Origin of the sequence: Micrococcus sp. HOU01 (genome assembly GCF_035609305.1) — a bacterium.
Lineage (GTDB): Bacteria > Actinomycetota > Actinomycetes > Actinomycetales > Micrococcaceae > Micrococcus > Micrococcus luteus.
In genome coordinates this window covers 2,027,561-2,046,883 of record NZ_CP141211.1, presented here as the reverse complement: position 1 = coordinate 2,046,883, position 19,323 = coordinate 2,027,561, and the positions used below count along the sequence as shown (strand labels likewise).

18 protein-coding genes and 2 pseudogenes are annotated in these 19,323 nt (G+C 69.2%); 14 read left to right on the top strand and 6 right to left on the bottom strand.

Annotated features, from left to right (window positions below):
• Positions 1–19 precede the first annotated feature (19 nt).
• Complete coding sequence (locus tag SOY78_RS09390; RefSeq protein WP_060775534.1) at positions 20–886, bottom strand: F510_1955 family glycosylhydrolase; 867 nt, start codon at positions 884–886, stop codon at positions 20–22.
• A gap of 156 nt (positions 887–1,042) precedes the next feature.
• Here SOY78_RS09390 and SOY78_RS09385 point away from each other — a divergent pair.
• From SOY78_RS09385 to SOY78_RS09360, 6 genes and pseudogenes are all read left to right on the top strand, one after another.
• A pseudogene (locus SOY78_RS09385) lies at positions 1,043–1,769 on the top strand (response regulator).
• A complete protein-coding gene (locus SOY78_RS09380; RefSeq protein WP_317676287.1) occupies positions 1,766–2,935 on the top strand; it encodes a sensor histidine kinase in 1,170 nt (389 codons plus the stop codon). The pseudogene SOY78_RS09385 and the gene SOY78_RS09380 overlap by 4 nt, the downstream one beginning before the upstream one ends.
• 71 nt (positions 2,936–3,006) lie before the next feature.
• Positions 3,007–3,336, top strand: coding sequence for a heavy-metal-associated domain-containing protein (locus SOY78_RS09375; RefSeq protein WP_060775536.1), 330 nt, complete (start codon positions 3,007–3,009; stop codon positions 3,334–3,336).
• A gap of 75 nt (positions 3,337–3,411) precedes the next feature.
• Positions 3,412–5,649: a copper-translocating P-type ATPase gene (locus tag SOY78_RS09370; RefSeq protein ID WP_141844046.1), complete on the top strand. Its 2,238-nt coding sequence runs from the start codon at positions 3,412–3,414 to the stop codon at positions 5,647–5,649.
• A gap of 59 nt (positions 5,650–5,708) precedes the next feature.
• A complete protein-coding gene (locus tag SOY78_RS09365; protein ID WP_002854313.1) occupies positions 5,709–6,392 on the top strand; it encodes a DUF305 domain-containing protein in 684 nt (227 codons plus the stop codon).
• Between the two features lie 88 nt (positions 6,393–6,480).
• Positions 6,481–7,536, top strand: a complete 1,056-nt coding sequence (locus SOY78_RS09360; protein ID WP_060775538.1) for a type II glyceraldehyde-3-phosphate dehydrogenase — start codon at positions 6,481–6,483, stop codon at positions 7,534–7,536.
• A 106-nt stretch (positions 7,537–7,642) separates the two neighbouring features.
• Here SOY78_RS09360 and SOY78_RS09355 read toward each other — a convergent pair whose 3' ends face one another.
• The 3 genes from SOY78_RS09355 to SOY78_RS09345 form a co-directional block, all read right to left on the bottom strand.
• Positions 7,643–8,527: a fructose bisphosphate aldolase gene (locus tag SOY78_RS09355; RefSeq protein ID WP_270617907.1), complete on the bottom strand. Its 885-nt coding sequence runs from the start codon at positions 8,525–8,527 to the stop codon at positions 7,643–7,645.
• Between the two features lie 96 nt (positions 8,528–8,623).
• Positions 8,624–9,034: a four-helix bundle copper-binding protein gene (locus tag SOY78_RS09350; RefSeq protein ID WP_002854316.1), complete on the bottom strand. Its 411-nt coding sequence runs from the start codon at positions 9,032–9,034 to the stop codon at positions 8,624–8,626.
• A gap of 291 nt (positions 9,035–9,325) precedes the next feature.
• Entirely contained in the window at positions 9,326–9,928 is a 603-nt protein-coding gene (locus tag SOY78_RS09345; RefSeq protein WP_036384887.1) for a DUF3105 domain-containing protein, read from the bottom strand.
• A gap of 42 nt (positions 9,929–9,970) precedes the next feature.
• On the opposite strand from SOY78_RS09345, the pseudogene SOY78_RS09340 reads away from it, so the two are divergent.
• From SOY78_RS09340 to istB, 5 genes and pseudogenes are all read left to right on the top strand, one after another.
• Positions 9,971–11,148 (top strand): annotated as a pseudogene (locus tag SOY78_RS09340) (IS3 family transposase).
• A 132-nt stretch (positions 11,149–11,280) separates the two neighbouring features.
• Positions 11,281–11,697, top strand: a complete 417-nt coding sequence (locus tag SOY78_RS09335; protein ID WP_141843717.1) for a hypothetical protein — start codon at positions 11,281–11,283, stop codon at positions 11,695–11,697.
• A 3-nt stretch (positions 11,698–11,700) separates the two neighbouring features.
• On the top strand, positions 11,701–11,988 hold the full coding sequence (locus SOY78_RS09330; protein WP_270617905.1) for a hypothetical protein: 288 nt from the start codon (positions 11,701–11,703) through the stop codon (positions 11,986–11,988).
• A gap of 415 nt (positions 11,989–12,403) precedes the next feature.
• Positions 12,404–13,927 carry an IS21-like element ISMlu14 family transposase gene (locus SOY78_RS09325; RefSeq protein WP_324701464.1) on the top strand — a complete coding sequence of 508 codons (1,524 nt, stop codon included), beginning with the start codon at positions 12,404–12,406 and terminating at the stop codon, positions 13,925–13,927.
• A complete protein-coding gene (gene istB / locus SOY78_RS09320; protein WP_010078636.1) occupies positions 13,924–14,709 on the top strand; it encodes an IS21-like element helper ATPase IstB in 786 nt (261 codons plus the stop codon). Before SOY78_RS09325 ends, istB begins: the two co-directional genes overlap by 4 nt.
• A gap of 606 nt (positions 14,710–15,315) precedes the next feature.
• On the opposite strand, the gene SOY78_RS09315 is transcribed toward istB, so the two are convergent.
• Positions 15,316–16,161 carry an alpha/beta fold hydrolase gene (locus SOY78_RS09315; protein WP_324701463.1) on the bottom strand — a complete coding sequence of 282 codons (846 nt, stop codon included), beginning with the start codon at positions 16,159–16,161 and terminating at the stop codon, positions 15,316–15,318.
• A gap of 87 nt (positions 16,162–16,248) precedes the next feature.
• Positions 16,249–16,941 (bottom strand): DUF72 domain-containing protein, encoded by a 693-nt coding sequence (locus SOY78_RS09310; protein ID WP_396824137.1) that lies wholly within the window; start codon positions 16,939–16,941, stop codon positions 16,249–16,251.
• Between the two features lie 208 nt (positions 16,942–17,149).
• Here SOY78_RS09310 and SOY78_RS09305 point away from each other — a divergent pair, with 208 nt between their 5' ends.
• The 3 genes from SOY78_RS09305 to SOY78_RS09295 all read left to right on the top strand — a co-directional run bounded on the left by SOY78_RS09305 (position 17,150) and on the right by SOY78_RS09295 (position 19,307).
• Positions 17,150–17,251: an AbgT family transporter gene (locus SOY78_RS09305; RefSeq protein ID WP_199489685.1), complete on the top strand. Its 102-nt coding sequence runs from the start codon at positions 17,150–17,152 to the stop codon at positions 17,249–17,251.
• A gap of 61 nt (positions 17,252–17,312) precedes the next feature.
• Complete coding sequence (gene glsA / locus SOY78_RS09300) at positions 17,313–18,269, top strand: glutaminase A (RefSeq protein ID WP_073116916.1); 957 nt, start codon at positions 17,313–17,315, stop codon at positions 18,267–18,269.
• Between the two features lie 99 nt (positions 18,270–18,368).
• Entirely contained in the window at positions 18,369–19,307 is a 939-nt protein-coding gene (locus tag SOY78_RS09295) for an SDR family oxidoreductase (protein WP_324701462.1), read from the top strand.
• Positions 19,308–19,323: the final 16 nt, after the last annotated feature.

Sequence of the window (19,323 nt, the reverse complement as noted above, 5' to 3'; positions counted from 1 at the left end):
TGGGGGCGGTGGGGCCCGGTCACAGCAGCTGTTCGGTGGTGTTCCCGCCGTCGGTGGTGGACAGCACGGTCGAACCGATGACCAGCAGTGCTTCGGTCTGCCCGTCGTCGGTGATGCCGGCGCCCAGGGCGGAGGCCGTGCCGACCGGGCGGTCGCTGGCGGTCCAGGTGTCGCCGGCGTCGGTGCTGGTCAGCAGGTGTCCCTCGGTGCCGGCGCCCACGGCGGTGGTGTCATCGGCCCAGGCGACCAGGTGCATCAGCTGGGGGGTGTCCAGGGTGGTCCAGGTCGCGCCGTGGTCGGTCGAGCGCAACATGCCGGTTTCGGTGGTGGCCAGCACGGTCCCGGTTTGGGGGGAGATCGCCAGCGATGCCGGGGCGACGGGGATCTCAAGGCTCTGCCAGGTGAGGCCGTCGGTGCTGGCGCGCAGTTGCCCATCGAAGCCGAGGACCCCGTTCGGGCCGGCGGCCAGGGCGTGGAAATCGGATGCGCCGCCGCGGGAGAGCACCGTCCAGCTCTGGCCCCGGTCGGTGGACTCGGCCAGGCCCAGCGGCTCGGGCAGGTCGGTGCGCGGCGCGGGGTGACCCGAGGCCAGGTAGCGGCCCTCGGGAGTCAGGGTGAAACCCATGAAGTCCACGACCGGACCGACCTGGGTCAGCTCCCCGTCCTGGAGCCGGAACAGGCCCTGGTGGGTGGCCAGCAGCACCTCACCGGACTCGGGGTCCCGGGTGAGGGCATGGACGTGGGTGATGGCCGTGCCGGTGCCCTGCGTGCCGGTGCCGGCCGCCGGGGATGTCGCGGGGTTCGGCGCGGCGCAGGCGGTGAGGGTGCCAGCGCCGAGCAGGGTCAGCCCGCCGGCGATCAGGGTTCTGCGGGTCAGGGGGGTCATGGAGCCTTTCCGCCCCGGGCCAAAAGGCGGGGCTTCTACCATTGTTGGCCGGTGACGCGCCGGGATGGGGCGGTTTGCCTTGAAGATTCGATGAAGATTCCCCGCCCCGGCACCGTTCTGAGCCGCCGGGGCGCGAGACAGAGCGAGACTGGACCCATGAACTCTGGCACTGGCACTGGGACTGACACTGGGACTGGTCCGGCGGCCGGCCGGGTGTTGGTGGTCGATGACGAGAAGCCGCTGGCGCGCATGGTGGCCACCTACCTGGAGCGGGCCGGCTGACGAGGTGGCCCTCACCCACACCGGCCCGGCCGCAGTGCAGGCCGCCCGGGTTCACGAGCCCGACGTGATGGTCCTGGACCTGGGCCTGCCCGGGCTGGACGGGATCGAGGTGTGCCTGCGGGTGCGGGCCTTCTCCGAGTGCTATGTGCTGATGCTCACCGCCCGCGGCGATGAGCACCACCGGTTGGCGGGATTGGCGGTGGGGGCCGATGACTACATCACCAAACCCTTCAGCGTCCGGGAGCTGGTCGCCCGGGTGGGGGCGGTCATGCGCCGGCCGCGCACAACGGTGTCAGCCCCCGAACCGGAACGGGTCTGCGGTGACCTGGTCATCGACCTGGCCGCCCACGAGGCCCGCGTGTCGGGCCAGGTGGTGCAACTAACGCGCACGGAGTTCGACCTGCTGGCCGCCTTGTCGGGGCGCCCGCACCAGGCCTTCTCCCGGCGCCAGCTGATCGATATCGTCTGGGACCCGGCCTGGGTGGGCGATGAACGGCTCGTGGACGTGCACATCAAGAATCTGCGCCGCAAGCTCGACACGGACCCGGCCCGCTATATCGACACCGTCCGCGGGGTCGGCTACCGGATGGCGGAGCAATGACCGGCCGGCGGCGCTACCAAGGATTAGCGGCCCGGTTCTTCCTCGCCCAGCTGCTGGTGGTGGGGGCCAGCGTGCTGGCCGCGGTGGTGGTGGCCTCCCTGGCCGGCCCACCACTGTTCCACGAGCACCTGGAACAGGCCGGGGCCAGACACGATGCAGCCCAGGTGCTGCACGTGGAGCAGGCCTACCGGGACGCCAATTTCTGGACCCTGGGCGTGGCCCTGGCCACGGCCTTGATCTGTTGTCTGGCATTGACCTGGCATGTCGCCCGCCGGATCCAGAGTCCGATCAACGCCCTGACCCAGGCGGCCAAGGCCATGGCCGGTGGACGGTACGACACCCGCGTGCCGGCCATGGGCGCCGGCACCGAGGTGGAGGAGCTGGCAGGGTCTTTCAACACCATGGCCGCACGGCTTCAGCGCACCGAGGACACCCGGCGACGGATGCTCTCGGACCTGGCCCACGAGCTGCGCACCCCCGTCTCCGTGCTGACCGTCTACCACGAGGCCCTGCAAGACGGGGTGTCCCACTGGGACGAGCCCACCGGTGAGCTGATGGGCGAGCAGCTGGCCCGGTTGACCCGGCTGGTGGAGGACATCAACGACGTCTCCCGCGCCGAGGAGGGCCGGATCGAACTGGACCGCAGCCCCCAAGGGGTCAGCGGGCTGCTGCATGCCGCGACCGAGGCCCACAAGGAGGCCTACGCCACCAAGGGCGTGGCCCTGACCATGGACGCCGATCCGGGCCTGGCCGTGGACGTGGACCGCCAGCGCATAGGCCAGGTCCTGGGCAACCTGCTCACCAACGCCCTGCGCCACACCCCGGCCTGGGGCCGGGTCACCCTCGAGGCCCGACAAAGCCCGTCCGGGGTCACGCTCAGCGTCACCGACACCGGGGAGGGGATCTCTCCCGAGCACCTGCCGCACGTCTTCGAACGCTTCTACCGCGGGGACACCGCCCGCGACCGTGACCACGGCGGCTCCGGGGTCGGCCTGGCCATCTCCCGAGCTCTCATCCAGACCCACGGCGGCACCCTGAGCGCCACCTCCACCACGGCCGGGGCGACGTTCACCATCGACCTGCCCACCAAGCAGCCCCCCGACCAGCCCACCTACCGGCGCACCCGTTTATCCACCGTGAACACCGGCGCTCCACCCCTTGAATGATACCCCCGGGGGGTATATACCAAGAGGAGAGGCGCCGTCCGGCGCCGCCCTCAGACCTGAAGGAGACCGTCATGACCGAATCCGCCCGCACCCCGCTGCCGGGGGCCACCAACGGCTGCTCGTGCTGCGCCCCAGCCGCCGACGCCACCGCCCCCGCCGGGCGCCAGAGTGCCGACCCAACCGGGACGAGCGCCGGCGACGCGACCTACCAGGTGGAGGGCATGACCTGCGGACACTGCGTGGGCTCCGTCGCCGAGGCCGTGAGCGCCCTGGACGGGGTGGACGATGTCCGGGTCGAACTGGTCGCCGGCGGGGCCTCCCCCGTCACCGTGACCGGGCCCGCCTCCGCGGACTCCGTGCGGACGGCCATCGAAGCGGCCGGCTACCGCGTCCGGATCTAACCGACCCATCCCCTCGAGGTCGGCGCCCCACCGCCGAGCCGGTCGCCGAACAGACCGCCGAGCAGAAGGAACACCATGAGCACCCCGCACCACCACGATCACCCCACCGACCAGACCGCCGAACACCCAGACCCGAACCCCCACGTCGGCCACGCCAACCACACCGACCATGCCGCCCACCACCCCGCGGACGCCGACACCCACGGTCAGGCCATGCCCCAGGGCCACGCCCACTCGGCCCTGGACGAGGACCACCAGGTCCACGACCACGGTCAGCACGCCGGGCATTCCACCGCGATGTTCAAGAACCGGTTCTGGGTCTCACTGGTGCTCTCCATCCCGGTGGTGTTCTTCAGCCACATGGTCGGGCAGCTGCTGGGCTACCACGTCCCCGAGTTCCCGGGCTCGGCGTGGATCGCCCCGGTGCTGGGCACCGTGATCTACCTCTATGGCGGCATGCCCTTCCTGAAGGGCGGGCTGACCGAGTTGCGCGCCCGCCAGCCCGGGATGATGCTGCTGATCGCGATGGCCATCACGGTGGCCTTCGTCGCCTCCTGGGTCACGACCCTGGGCATCGGGGACCTGATGCTGGACTTCTGGTGGGAGCTGGCGCTGCTGGTGGTCATCATGCTGCTGGGCCACTGGATGGAGATGCGCGCCCTGGGCGCGGCCTCCTCCGCCTTGGACGCGCTGGCGGCGCTGCTGCCGGAGGAGGCCGAGAAGGTCGTGGACGGTGACACCATCACCGTGCCGATCACCGAGTTGGCCGTGGGCGATGTGGTGCTAGTGCGGGCCGGGGCCCGGGTGCCGGCCGACGGGACCATCCTCGAGGGCACCGCGGAGTTCGACGAGGCGATGATCACCGGGGAGTCGAAGCCCGTGCTGCGCCAGGCCGGGGACACGGTGGTCGCTGGGACCGTGGCCACCGACAACACCGTGCGGGTGAAGGTGGCCGCCGTCGGGACCGACACGACCCTGGCCGGGATCCAGCGGATGGTCGCCGACGCCCAGGAATCCTCCTCCCGCGCCCAGGCGTTGGCCGACCGGGCGGCGGCCCTGCTGTTCTGGTTCGCCCTGGTCGCGGCGATCATCACCGCGATCGTGTGGACCGCGATCGGCCAGCCCACCGACGCGGTCACCCGCACCGTGACCGTGCTGGTCATCGCCTGCCCGCACGCCCTGGGCCTGGCCATCCCGCTGGTGATCGCCCTCTCCACGGAGAAGGCCGCCAAGTCCGGGGTCCTGATCAAGGACCGGATGGCCCTGGAGCGGATGCGCACCATCGACGTGGTCCTGTTCGACAAGACCGGCACCCTGACCGAGGGCGCCCACGTCGTCACCGCCGTCACCGCGATGCCCGGCGTGTCCGAGGCAGAACTGCTGGCGGTGGCCGCCGCGGCCGAGGCTGACAGCGAGCACCCCGTGGCCCGGGCCATCGTCACCGCCGCCGGGCAGCACCCGCAGGCCAGCACGTTGCGCAAGCGCGGCACGGACTTCAGTGCTGCCATGGGCCGCGGGGTGCGCGCCACCGTGGACGGCTCCGAGATCCTCGTCGGGGGCCCGAACATGCTGCGCGAGCTTAACCTGACCATGCCGGCGGAGATCACTGAGCACACCGCCTCCTGGACCGCGCGCGGGGCCGGGGTGTTGCACGTGCTGCGCGAGGGGTCCGTTATCGGCGCGGTCGCCGTGGAGGACAAGGTCCGCCCCGAGTCCCGGGCCGCCGTGGCCGCCCTGCACGCCCGCGGCATCAAGGTCGCGATGATCACCGGCGATGCCCGCCAGGTCGCCGAGGCCGTCGGGGCGGACCTGGGCATCGACGAGGTCTTCGCCGAGGTCCTCCCCCAGGACAAGGACACCAAGGTCACCGAGTTGCAGTCCCGGGGACTGTCCGTGGCCATGGTGGGCGACGGCGTCAACGACGCCCCGGCACTGGCGCGGGCCGAGGTCGGCATCGCCATCGGCGCCGGCACCGACGTGGCCATGGAGTCCGCCGGCGTTGTGCTGGCCAGCAACGACCCCCGCGCGGTGCTGTCGATGATCGAGCTCTCCCAGGCCAGCTACACCAAGATGATCCAGAACCTGGTGTGGGCCACCGGCTACAACGTGCTCGCCGTGCCGCTGGCCGCCGGCGTGCTCGCCCCGATCGGGTTCGTGCTCTCCCCCGCGGTGGGCGCGATCCTGATGTCCGCCTCCACCATCGTGGTCGCCCTCAACGCCCAACTGCTGCGCCGGATCAACCTGGACCCGGGCCACCTGGCCCCCCTCGGCGCCCCCCGGCCGGAGGCTGCCCTTCAACCCGCGACCTCCTGATCGCGTCTCTTGGCGCGAACTCTGATATGAACCCTCAACCCACTATGGAAGGACCCACCATGAAACGCACCATGACGCTGACCGCCCTGGCCCTGGCCTCCGCCCTGACCTTGACCGCCTGCGGCACCGGCGCCCAGGACGAGAACGCCGGCGCTGAGGCCTCGGCCACTGCGACCAGCTCCGCCCCGGCCGCCACCCCTGCGGCCACGGCCACCGCGACACCGTCCACCACGGCGACCGGTTCGGCTGAGGAGGTCTCCGCCGAGCACAACGACGCGGACGTGATGTTCGCCCAAATGATGATCCCGCACCACCAGCAGGCCGTTGAGATGAGCGAGATGCTGCTGGCCAAGGATGACGTCCCGGCGGAGGTGGCCGCGTTCGCCCAGAAGGTCATCGACGCCCAGGGGCCGGAGATCAAGCGCATGAACTCCATGCTCACCGCCTGGGGCCAAGACCCCGTGGACACGGACGGCATGGACGGTATGGAGGGCATGGACCACGGCGGGATGTCCGGGATGATGTCCGAGGAGGACATGACCGCCCTCGACCAGGCCCAGGGCACCGAGGCCGCCCGGTTGTACCTGGAGCAGATGACCGCCCACCACAAGGGCGCCGTGGACATGGCCAAGGACGAGGCCAAGGACGGCCAGAACCCGCAGGCCGTGCAGCTCGCCGAGCAGGTCATCGCCGACCAGGAGGCCGAGATCACCGAAATGCAACAGATGCTCGACAAGCTCTGAGCACCGTCGTCCGCTGCGGGCATCCGGTGAGACGCGGCTGGCGATAGACCCCGAAACCGGAACGGGTCCTCCAGGAAAGGAGACGAGCATGCAGGACAAGATCAAGGTCGCGGTGAACGGGTACGGGGTCATCGGCAAACGCGTCGCCGACGCGGTCCGGGCCCAGGAGGACATGGCGCTGGTCGGAGTCAGTGACGTCATCGCTGACTACCGGATCGCGACTGCGGCCGGGAAGGGTATCCCCGTCTACGCCTCTACCGAGCAGGCCCTACCGGTGATGGCGGATGCCGGCCTTCCCGTCGTCGGAGGCCTGCACGACCTGCTCGAGAACGTTGACGTCGTGGTGGACTGCACCCCGGCCCAGGTGGGCGCCGGCAACCTGGAGCTCTACCGTGCCCACGGGGTCAAATCCGTGTTCCAGGGCGGGGAGAAGCACGATCTCACCGGCCACTCCTTCGTCGCCCACGCCAACTACGCCACCGCCCTGGGCCGGGACAGCACCCGGGTGGTGTCCTGCAATACCACCGCCACCGTCCGGGCCCTTACCGCGCTGAAGGACGTCGGACTGCTGTCCAAGGCCCGGGGGGTGCTCATCCGCCGGGCCACCGATCCGTGGGAATCGGACCATTCCGGGATCATGAACACCATCGTCCCCGAGGGCCGAATCCCCAGCCATCAGGGGCCCGACGCCCAGTCGGTGGTCCCGGACCTGGACGTGGTCACCATGGCCGCCAAGGGAGCCCACACTCAGAACCACCTGCACTACTGGACGATCGAGCTCACCCGCCCGGCCGAGAAGCAGGAGGTGTTGGAGGCGTTCCGGGCGATGCCGCGGATCGCCTTCGTCCGGCGCTCGGACGGCGTCGTGGCGGTCAATAGCACCGTGGAACTCATGGAGGACCTGGGCCGGCCCCGGGGTGATATGTATGAGGTGGCCCTCTGGGAAGACATCCTCACCGTGGACGGCAACGAGCTGTACTACACCTACACGGTGGACAACCAGGCGATCGTCGTCCCCGAGAACATCGACGCGATCCGGGCCCTCACCGGAACCGTCGACGACGGCGGCGAGTCCATCCGGCGCACCGACCGCGCCGTGGGGGTGCGCCAGGACTTCGTGCGCTCCTCGGTGGCTGCCCGTTGAACTGCGCGGCAGACGCCGCTGAGGCGGTGCCCGGCCCCAGGAATGGGGGGTGGTCGGACACCGCTTCGGCGGCCGCGGACTACCGCAGCGGTCCTATGGCCTCCGGTCAGGTGCGAGAGGCCGTCGCGATCGCGTTGATGGCCTCATCCAACACCGCATTGAACTGCGCTGGGCTCTGGGCCGTACTCAGCCCTTCGGTCAGGGCGCGGGAGAAGCTGGCGATCACGCCGTGGTTGCGGGCCAGCAGGGTGGTGGCCTGGGCCCGGGTATAGCCGCCCGACAGGGCCAGGACGCGGATCACTCGGGGATGGTCTGCGAACTCGCGGTAGAAGTCCGCCCGCTCCGGCAGCGTCACTTTGAGGATGACCGACTGGTCGTCTCCGAGCTTGTCCAGTTGGGCGAGGATTGCCGCCTTGAGCTGGTCCTCCACCTCGGCCTTGCGGGGGCTGCGGATATCCACCTCGGGCTCGATGATGGGCACCAGCCCGGTAACGAGGATCTGACGGGCGAGCCCGAACTGCTGCTCCACGACGGAGTCCACCCCGTCCCCGGGCAGCTTGATGACCGAGCGCATCTTCGTCCCGAACATGTGCTTTTCGACGGCTCGAGACAGTAAGTCATCCAGGTGCGGGATGGGTTTCATGAGCTGGGCGCCTTGCTGTTCCGGGGCCAAGCCCTGGTCGATTTTGAGGAAGGGCACGATGCCTTTGCTGTTCCACAGGTAGTCGCCCGTGGGGGAACCCTCCACCTGGCGGTTCATTGTGTTCTCGAACAGGATGGCCCCCATGACGCGCTCACCGTCGAAGCTGGGGCTGGTGATGATACGTGTGCGCACCTGGTGTACCAGGTCGAACATCTCCTCTGGGCCGGAGTAGGCATCCTTGTCGATCCCGTAGAGGTGCAAGGCCGCCGGGGTGCTGCCCCCGCTCTGGTCCAGCGCCGCGACGAATCCGGCACCGTTCCTGACCCTCTGATACTTCTCCGAGTCCATGGGAGCCTTCCGCGGCGAGGGAGCACGGTGGTCCGGGTTCCCTGCGCGCGTCATGGACGACTGGCCGCCCTCAAGGGGGAACGGTCATCAGCAGGCTCAACCCAGGGTGACGAGCAGGTCCGCGCAGGCCTGCTCACACCGGCGGCAGGCCTCGGCACACACCTTGCAGTGCTCGTGCATCTGGGCGTGGCTCTCGCATTCGTCCCCGCACGTCTTGCAGGCGGCCCGGCAGGCCTCGAGCAGGGCGCGGGTGGTCTCGACGTTGTTGCCGGTCTGCCGGGACAGCATCCGGCCTGTGGCGGCGCAAACATCGGCGCAGTCCAGGTTCAACCGGATGCACTGCCTCAGGTCGGCCACCATGTCCTCGGCCAGGCAGGCGTCCGCGCAGGCCGTGCAGGTCTGGGCGCACTCGAAGCAGGCCTGGATGCACTCGGCCAGCTTCTGCCGGTCGATGTTGCCCACATTCTTTGGGTAGGTGTCCAGCATGGCGCTCACGTGATGGGTCATGATGTGCTCCTTCGTCGATCTGATCCGACGCACCGGCCTTCGCCGGCCCGCCCTGCCATCGACCGTAGACCGCCCCGCCGACGCGGGTGAAGGGCTCAACCTTGAAGGTTCCGTGAAGATCGCCGGCCACGGAGGCCCGCGGACTCCTTTACGGGCAGGGATGACGCAGGTGTGACCAGCCGCCCCTCAGCCCGGCCGACGGCCCTGAGGACCACGCCGACGGGGAGGACCAGCAGGGCTCGCCTCAACGTGGATCCTGTCGGACCGGACGGTCGGTGTCGGGAAGAGCGCTTATGCGATCCGACCAGGGGCGTCGAGGCCGCCGGTGCAGGCCGCCCCGGGCTCAGGCGCGTCGGGGGAGTGCCAGTACTCGGCCACGAACTGCTCGATCCGTTCATCCTCCGGGGAATCCACCGCCACCTGCGCCTGCCAGGCCGAAAGCACGATGGGCGAATCCAGGCCCTCGTAGGGGGCCAGGACGACATAGGCGGCCGGTAGGGCCGTCCGCAGGGCATCGACTTGCTCCTGTGAGAGCGCCTCGGAATCGTAGGCGACCCAGGCGGCACCGTGCTCCAAAGCGTGCACGGCATTCTCGTTGGGTACCGGTTCGGTGTAGACCCCACAGTTGAGCCAGGCGCTGGCATGATCGCCACCCACCGGCGGCGACTGCTCGTAGTCCACAGGGGTGCTCACGTGGTTAGCGCTGAGCCCCTCGAAGGTCTGCAGCCCGGCGATCTCAATGTCCTCCCGAGCCTGGGGCGGAGGATTCTGAATCACGGCGAGCGTCACCAGCCCGCCGACCACGGCGATGGCGGTGAGCGCTCCCGCTCCGACCAGAACCTTCCGCCGACGTTCAGCCTTGGCTTCCGGGTCTGCCGTGAGTTTGGTTGACATCTGATCTGTGGTCCCGGGAGGGACTGCTGGAAGGATGACCCCATGCCCGCTGCATACCCCCGAGAGTTCCGCCAGGACGTGGTCGCGATCGCCCGTAAGGGTCAGATGCCGATCGCGCAGGTCGCTAAGGACTTCGGCATCGCCGAGTCCTGCCTACGGCGCTGGCTGGCCCAGGATGATGTCGAGGCCGGGATCCGGCCCGGCATCACCAAGGCTGAGAACGAGGTGCTGAAGGCTCTCAAGCGCCGCAACCGCGAGTTGGAGATGGAGAACGAGGTCCTACGGCGTGCGGCCGCGTATCTGTCCCAGGCGAACCTGAAGTTGGGTCAGTCCCCAAAATGACCTATCCCGTCGTGAAGGACCTGGCCCGCGACGGGATTCCCGTGAAACTCTCCTGCCGGGTCCTCGGGTTCTCCCGTCAGGCCTACTACCAGTGGCTGGCCGAACCTGTCAGCGAGCGGGAATGGTCCGACGCGCATGCCGCCAACGCCGTCTTCGATGCCCATGCCGATGACCCGGAGTTCGGATACCGGTTCCTGGCTGACGAGCTCCGCGAGCGTGGCTTGTCCGTGTCGGACCATCAGGTGTTGAAGGCCTGTCGGCTCGTGAAGGTCCGCTGCTGCCACTCGGTCCGTCGCGGCTCGGGCAAGCGTCCTGGCCCTGTCGTTCATGATGGTCTGGTTCGTCGTGAGTTCCGCGCTGAGAAGCCGAACCAGCTGTGGCTCACGGACATCTCAGAGCATTGGGCCGGGGATTCCAAGCTCTATCTCTGCGCGGTCAAGGACGTGTTCTCGAACCGGATCGTGGGCTACTCGATCGATCGGCGGATGAGCTCGCAGCTGGCTGTGGATGCCCTGCAGATGGCTCTGGCCCGGCGCGGAGGAAAAGCCGGCGTCCAGGGCTGCCGGGTGCATTCGGATCGAGGATCGCAATTTCGAGCCAGGCGATTCGTGGAGACGCTCCGGGTCAACGGCCTGGTCGGGTCGATGGACAGGGTCGGTGCTGCTGGGGACAACGCGGCAATGGAATCCTTCTTCGCGCTGTTGCAGAAGAACGTGCTGAATCGGCGTCGCTGGGAGTCCTTCGACCAGCTCCGGCTCGCGATCGTGAGCTGGATCGAGCGGACCTATCACCGCCGTCGTAGGCAGGCCCGTCTCGGGAGACTCACCCCTGTCGAGTTCGAGATGGTTCAATCAGTCCAGGCGGCTGCCGCCGCCTGATAACTCGTGTCAAGCAAACTCATGGCAGACCCGAAGAGGTCCTCTTGAGCGAGAGGGATCAGAGAGCAATAGCGGTGCATAGAGAACGCGCAGTATGGTGGGGCGCGTCACATCCACTCGAAAGAGACTCTCATGCCCGACAAGCATCGACCGCGCCTCTCTCGTCTAGCCCAGTCCGGGGCCGCGTTTTCCCTCGTAGGAGCCCTCACCGTCAGCAACTTCGGGGCTACCGCCTGGGCGGCCCAGCCCGCCTTCACCCCTCAAGCAACAGACGGGTACGCAGCCGCCGCCTCGCTTCCCGGCGACTTCGAGAATCAAGGAAGCACATCCAGCGAGTGGGATGATTACTTCTCTGATCTTCTAATCGAGGAAAAGAAGACCGGCCCGGAAGTAGCCGAAACGCAGGCGTTGCCCTGGGCTGTCTATAGGTGCCTCATGGGAATCGGTCTCAATGGGCCTCAGATCACCCAGATCATGGTTCGGGGGACCCCTGAGGCGTTTCTCGCCGCAGGAGGACGGGCTGCGCTTGCCTGCCTGAGGGGAAAGTGACCTATGCCACTCCGAGGCATTTCCCGCTCAGCCCTTGAAGAGGAGCTAAGGGCAGTCAACGCGAAACTCTCCACCCACCCTCTAGCATCCGCTCCAGTCAAGGAAGCGCACGCACTCATTGCAACGATGCAAGGAGCAGACAAGGCAGAGGTCTCCAAAAGGCTGTCTGACAAGGGGCTCCCATCCCTCGACGAACTTGGAGCCCTCCAGCTCAAGGGGTCAGTTTCTTGGTGGCGACTAAACAGGAAGAAGAATAAGCTCGAAAAGAAGCTAGAAGAAAAATCAGAATGACGAATATTATAGTCGCTTTGATTGAGATCCTCGCTTCTAGCTTTGTGGCCCCACCCCCTCCTGTGATTAGTTCACTTCTTATGAAGAATTGAACTACTTTTCACACTGGCACGGACTACCCAGCTCCAGCCAATCCCAAATGGCCCTCCCGCGTCCTCGTGGAGCGGTCCGGGGTGCACCCCGTATGGGACTGGTGTGCGATTGTAAGCGGCCATGAAAAGCTGCCCATAGGTGGCCAGGGAATGACCCGCTGACGGCCATGAGGACTGCCCAGTGATGGCCACGGGAACTGCCCGGTGCTGGCCATCTGGTTTGCCCGCGTTGCTCGTTGCCCGCCGCGTCGTGAGCCGGCGGGGGCCTCCTCCCCGGGTTGGATATCGGTGTCGAATCGAATCCAGCGAGGAAGAGGCCCTGAATGAAGGATGCCGCAGAAACCATGAAAATACTCAGTGCCTATGACCTGACCAAGTCATTGCGGGGCGCCGCCGAGCTGGCCGGTTGCTCCCATCACACCGTGGCCCGGCTGGTGCGGGCCCGCGACGCCGGCCAGACCCCTGGATCCGGAGCCAGCCGCCCGAAGGTCACCGATGTCTGGCTGCCCAAGATCGAGGAATGGGTCGAGGCCTCCACGGGCAGGATCCGCGCCGATGTCGTGCACGCCAAGCTCACCGCAATGGGCTACACCGGCTCTGAGCGCTCCACCCGGCGGGCGGTGGCCGAGGTGAAGGCCGCCTGGCGGGCCGGGAAGCGCCGGGTGCACCGGCCCTGGATCACCGAGCCGGGCGCATGGCTGCAGTACGACTTCGGCGATGGGCCGGCGATCGACGGGGCCAAGACGGTGCTGTTCGTGGCCTGGCTGGCCTGGTCCCGCTACCGGATCGTCATCGCCCTGCGTGATAGGACGGCTCCGAGTGTGTTCGCCGCCCTGGACCGGTGCTTCCGGCTGATCGGGGGCGCGCCGACCTATGTGCTGACGGATAACGAGAAGACAGTGACGGTCTCTCATGTGGCCGGGGTGCCGGTGCGTAACCAGGCCACCGTGGCGTTCGCTCGGCATTACGGCGTGGAGGTGCTGACCTGCCAGCCAGCGGATCCGGCCGCCAAGGGCGGGGTGGAGAACGCGGTGAAGCTGGCCAAGGCCGACCTGGTCCCGAAGGACACCAACCTGCGGGACCAGTACGCCTCGTTCGCTGAGCTCGAGGCCGCCTGCGCGGGGTTCATGGCCATGGTGAACTCCCGGGAGCACCGGGTGACCCGGCGCCGCCCGGACCACATGCTCGCCGAGGAGACCAGCGCGTTGCATCGGATCCCCGCCACGGCGCACACCGTGGCCTACGGGGTGGGACGGAAGGTGCCGGAGAACACGCCGATGGTCTCCTTCGAAAACGCCCAGTACTCGGTGCCCGCGCACCTGCTCGGGGCCGAGGTGTTCGTGCGCCATCACGGCACCGGACCGGACTCGATGGTGGTGATCATGCACGCCGGTGCGCAGGGGCCGGTGGAGGTCGCCCGGCACCGGGTGGCCCGGCCCGGGTCCCCGGCCATCGACGACGCGCACTTCCCCGGCCACGAGACGGACAAGGTGCCCGGGGACTACACCCCGGTGCCCCGTTCGGCGGCGGAGGCCGAGTTCCTGGGCATCGGGGCCGGAGCGAGGACCTGGCTGGTGGAGGCCGCCGCGGCCGGCACCAGCCGGATCGGTCAGAAGATGGCCGAGGCCGTCACCCTGGCCAAGCTCGCCGGCACCGACCAGGTCGACCGCGCCCTCGGGGTGGCCGCGGTGCACCAGCGCTTCGCCCACGGCGACCTGGCCTCCCTGCTCACCGCCGCCGGCCACCGCACCGGGATGCACACCGCCACCGAGGAACGGTCCCTGACCCAGGGCACCGCCGGCTGGGCCGGCCTCGGTACCTCCAACACCGAGGGGGCAGCCCGGTGAGCATCCACACCCCGAACACCGCCGCACCGGCGCTGCCGGCCGATTTGGAGGCGCTGTTGCGGCAGCTGAAGATGCCCCACGCCCGCGGTATCGCCGCCGAGGTACTGGCCACCGCCCGGGCCCAACGCTGGGAGCCGGCCGAGGTCCTCAAGGCCCTGCTGGTCGAGGAGACCACCGGTCGGGCCCGATCCATGCTCGCCGCCCGGCGCAAGGCCGCCGGGTTCCCCACCGGCAAGACCTTCACGACCTGGGATCCGGGCGCCTCCTCGATCCCGGCCCCGACCCAGCAGTCCCTGCGCACCCTGGAATGGCTCTCGCGCAGAGAGAACCTCGTGGTCTGCGGGCCCTCCGGCACCGGCAAGACCTTCTTCCTCGAGGCCCTGGGCCAGCAGGCCGTGGAGGAGGGCAAGCGGGTGGCCTGGTTCACCCTGGAGGACCTCGGGGCGATGATCCGGGCCCACCGGCCCGATGACACCATCACCAAAGCCGTCGCCCGAATCCTGCGCGCCGACCTGATCGTCATCGACGACATCGGCCTGCTGCCGGTCGCCGACGATGCCGCCGAGGGCCTCTACCGCATCGTGGACGCCGCCTACGAGAAACGCTCCGTAGCGATCAGCTCGAACCTGCACCCGGCCGGCTTCGACGAGCTGATGCCCAAGACTCTGGCCACCGCCACCGTGGACCGGCTCCTGCACCACGCCCACGTCTGCCAGACCACCGGAGACTCCGTACGGATGACCCAGGCAATGGCCGGGAAGGGAGTCATGCCACTGAACTGATCCCATCACGGTGGCCAGCACCACCACCCAAACGGGCAAACCAGCTGGCCACCAGTGGGCAGTTCTGATGGCCACCAGCGGGAAGAAACACTGGCCGCCTATGGGCAGAACTCAATGGCCCTTGACATGCGATCAGGTGCCCGCTGGATCGGGCCGCCTGACTGACATCGGACGGGACCGGGACACGACGCCGTCGGTGATGTCGGAGGCACAGGAGAAGACGCGCCGTCTCGTAGCCTGGCCGTTCGTGGCGGGGCGGGTCTGGGATCTGCTCGGCTTCGGTAGGTGCGCGTCGCTGTGGAGGGAGCTTCGTCGATGACGGTCTTCGGGATCATCTCGCTCAGTGTGCTCACCCACCTGCCGTCCGGAATCGACCCCTTCCGGGCCGTGGGCCTCCATCTGGGGGGGCAGCCGCGCTCAGCGGCTTCATCCTCCACGTGCTGACGCGCGGTTGTGCGAGCCGGGCGGCCTGACCCCACGCTCCGGGTGATCACGGCGTCGTCGGATCGAACCTGACAGGTCAGCGTCGGCGCCGCGGTGGGCGGCTTGCACCCCCCCTACGATCGCCGTGCCGCGTCCAGCACGCGGATGCGCCCGCCCGCGCCCTCACTCCGCCAGGAACTCCAGCAGGATCCGGTTGAACTCCTCGGAGTGGCTGATGCTGAAGCCGTGCGGGGCGTCCTTGACCAGTTCGACGCGGCTGCCGTCGATCGCCTTGTGCGTCCGCTTGCCGGAGCCCTTGAACGGCACGATCTGGTCGGCGTCGCCGTGCAGGACCAGGGCCGGCACGGTCACCGCCGGCAGGTCGCGGCGGAAGTCGGTGGCCCCGAACGCGTCCATGCAGGCCAGCGCCGCCGTCTGGTCGGACTGCAGCGCCATCCGGATGGCCTCCTGGCGCTGCTCCTCGGTGACCTTGAGGCTGCTGGTCAGACCGGCCAGCTTGGGGGTGGAGAAGAACGTCGTCGTGAAGTTGTCGAAGAACGACTCGCGGTCCTTCTCGAGGCCCGCCCGCATCTCGGCGGCCTGCTTCTCGGTCAGCGGGCCGTCGGGGTTGTCGTCGGTCTTCAGCAGGTACGGGGGCACCGCGCCGGCGAACACCACCGAGTGGATCCGGTCCGCGCCGAACCGGGACATGTAGCGCGCCACCTCGCCGCCGCCCATCGAGAAGCCCACGAGCGTCACGTCCCGCAGGTCGAGCTCAGTGAGCAGACCGTGCAGGTCGGCGGTCATCGTGTCGTAGTCGTACCCGCCGGTGGGCTTCTCCGAGACGCCGAAGCCCCGCCGGTCATAGGTGATCACGCGGTAGTGCGGGGACACGGCTGCGACCTGGTCCTTCCACGAGTCGAGGGTCAGCGGCCAGCCGTGGATGAGGACCACGGGACGCCCGTGGCCGGCCTCCTCCACGTTCAGTCCGATCGTGCCGTGGTCCGTGGGGATCTGCATGAGGGTCATGTGCGTCTGCCTTCCTGTGCTCTCGGGGGACGACGGCGGCGCTCGGCCGCCGCTTCCTCCTCACGCTAGGCACGCGCTCGGCACGTGTCAGGCTTCGGTCTCCGCCATCCTGCGCAGCGTCAGCGCGTTGAACGCGGCGTGGCCGTGGTTGTCGTTGTTGAAGTAGACGTAGGCGGGCCGTGCGCCCGTCGCGTCCCCGGCCGGGCCGCCGTCGTCCGCGCCGGTCAGCCCCCGCAGCCGCCCCACCCAGGGGGCGAGCTCGTCGTCGGAGAACGAGCCGCCGTAGCGCCAGTCCGGGTCCGCGTTGTGGAAGCGCACGTAGGCGAGGCGCCCGGTCGCGCGCAGCACCGGCTCCCGCCCGGCGATCACCGAGACCACGAACCCCGCCCCGTGCCGGTCGAGGAGGTCGAACACGTCCTCGTCCAGCCAGGACTCGTGCTGGACCTCCACCGCCACGCGCACCCGCTCGGGCAGCAGGCCGAGGAACCCGGCGAGTCGGTCGTCGTCGCGGTGCAGGTGGGCCGGCAGCTGCAGCAGCAGCGGCCCGGCGTGGTCACCGAGCAGGTCCAGGGTGTGCACGATGCGCTCCACCCAGTCCTGCGGCTCGTTCAGCTTGCGGTAGTGGGTCAGGTAGCGGGAGGCCTTGACGGCCATCTCGAAGCCGGCGGGCAGGCGCTCGCGCCAGGCCTCGACGGTGCTGTCCGCCGGCCAGCGGTAGTGGGAGCCGTTGAGCTCGACCGTGCCGAAGCGCTCCGTGTAGTGGTCGAGCTGATCGGCGATCCGCAGCCCCTGCGGGTAGAAGGTCCCGCGCCAGTGGTTGTAGGTCCAGGCCGGAGGTCCCGATCCGCACGTCCATCCCCCGACGATAGCCCCGGCCCGGGTCCCCGGGTCTTGCCTTGACTCGCCGCGGCAGGCGTAGCGTCCCGCTGATCATCGCGGTGGCTCAGAGGTACGACCGGAAGATGGGCATGGCTCCCTGATCGCCACGATGCTCCCGTCCTCGATCGCCTTCCTGCCCGCGTGGACCGGCATGGTCATCGGCTGGATGTGGCTGGACCTGCCGCTGGGCCCGAATGCCCCGGTCCAGTGAACGCCGTGACCGGCCCGGCACCCGCCCGCGACCCGGGCGCCCGCCCACTACTGTGACAGGAATGGACACGACGCGATTCGACGACGACCTGCGCGCGATGCTCGACGAGGTGGAGTCCGACCGCCGCGGCGAGCCCTCCGACTACCTCGAGGACGTCGCCGGCCAGCATGTGGACGGCCTCGCCGTGGCGGTGTGCACGGTGGACGGCCACCAGGCCGCCGCCGGGGAGACCGAGCACGCCTTCGCGCTGCAGTCGGTCTCCAAGGCCCTCACCTACGCGGTGGTGCTGCAGGAGATCGGCCTGGACCACGTGCTGGAGGACGTGGGCGTCGAGCCCTCCGGTGAGTCGTTCAACCACCTGTCCCTGCACGACGACGGCCGGCCGTGCAACCCGCTGATCAACGCCGGCGCCATCCTGGTCCACTCCCTCCTGCCCGCCGGGGACGAGGATGAGCGGACGGCCCTGCTGCTGCGCCGCTACAGCGCGCTGGCCGGCGTCGAGCTGGAGGTCTGCGAGGACGTCCTCGACGCCGAGCGCACCCGTGCCGACCGCAACCTGGGCCTGGCCCACCTGCTCGCCGACGCCGGCCGGCTGCCCATCTCGGCCCGCGAGGCCGTGGCCGGGTACCTCGCGCAGTGCTCGGTCCTGGTCACCGCACCCCAGCTGGCCGTCATGGGCGCCACCCTCGCCGCTGGCGGCACGAACCCCGTGACGGGGGAGCGGGTGCTGGACGAGTGGGTGGCGCAGCAGGCGATGTCCGTGATGCTCACCTGCGGCATGTACGACGCCAGCGGCCAGTGGGTGGCCGAGGTCGGCGTGCCCGCGAAGTCCGGCGTCTCGGGCGCGCTGCTCGGCGCCGTGCCCGGGGCCCTGGGCCTCGCCACGTGGTCGCCGCGCCTGGATGAGCAAGGTAACTCCCGGCGTGGCATCGGGTTGTTCGAGGGGCTCAGCGCGCGCTGGGACCTGCACGTGCTCCAGCACCGTGGCGCCCTGCGCGGCCTCAGCGGGCCCCGCTGACGCCTGGCCGCCGCCGCGCCGCCGTCGCGAGGGCCACGCCGACGACGCCGCGCCCCGTCCCTTGTCACCCTCTGACGCGCGCCGCGTAGCATCGGGCCCATGACCACTCCAGAGAAGAAGGACGACGCCCCCGCGATCCCCGTGCAGGACTCCCAGCTGGCCCACGACAACCCCCGCACCCGCCACCCGAAGCTCCGCATCGCCAAGCAGCGCCAGCCCGAGCCGGGCCTGGACGTGAAGACGGATCCCGTCCCGGACATCGGTCTGGACTCGTACCGGGGGATCGGCCGGCTGACCGGCCGCAAGGCCCTGGTCACCGGCGGCGACTCCGGCATCGGTGCCGCGGTCGCCATCGCCTACGCCCGTGAGGGCGCGGACGTCGCCATCGCCTACCTGCCTCAGGAGCAGCCCGACGCCGACCGCGTCCTGGCGGCGATCGAGGCGGCCGGGCGCACCGCCGTCGCGCTGCCGGGCGACCTGATGGACGCCGACTACCGCGCCTCCCTCGTGGACGAGGCGGCGCAGCGCCTCGGCGGCCTGGACATCCTCGTGAACAACGCGGGCAAGCAGTTCATCTCCGATGACCTGACCGATCTCACCGACGAGCAGGTCCACGAGACGTTCCAGATCAACATCATGTCCATGTTCACGCTCAGCCGCGCCGCGCTGAAGCACATGGGTCCGGGCAGCACGATCGTGAACACCACCTCGGTGCAGGCCTACAACCCCAACCCGAGGCTCCTCGACTACGCCGCCACCAAGGGCGCCATCAACAACTTCACCAAGGGCCTGGCCGAGCAGCTCGGCCCGAGGGGCATCCGTGTCAACGCGGTGGCGCCCGGGCCCATCTGGACGGTGCAGCACGTGTCCTACGGTGAGCCCGAGGAGAAGCTGCCCGAGTTCGGCCACAGCACTCCGATCGGCCGCGCCGGCCAGCCCGTGGAGATGGCGCCCGCCTACGTGTTCCTGGCCTCGGGCGAGTCCAGCTACGTCAACGGCGAGACCCTCAACGCCAACGGCGGTACGCCCACCCCGTGACGCCCGACGGTCACGG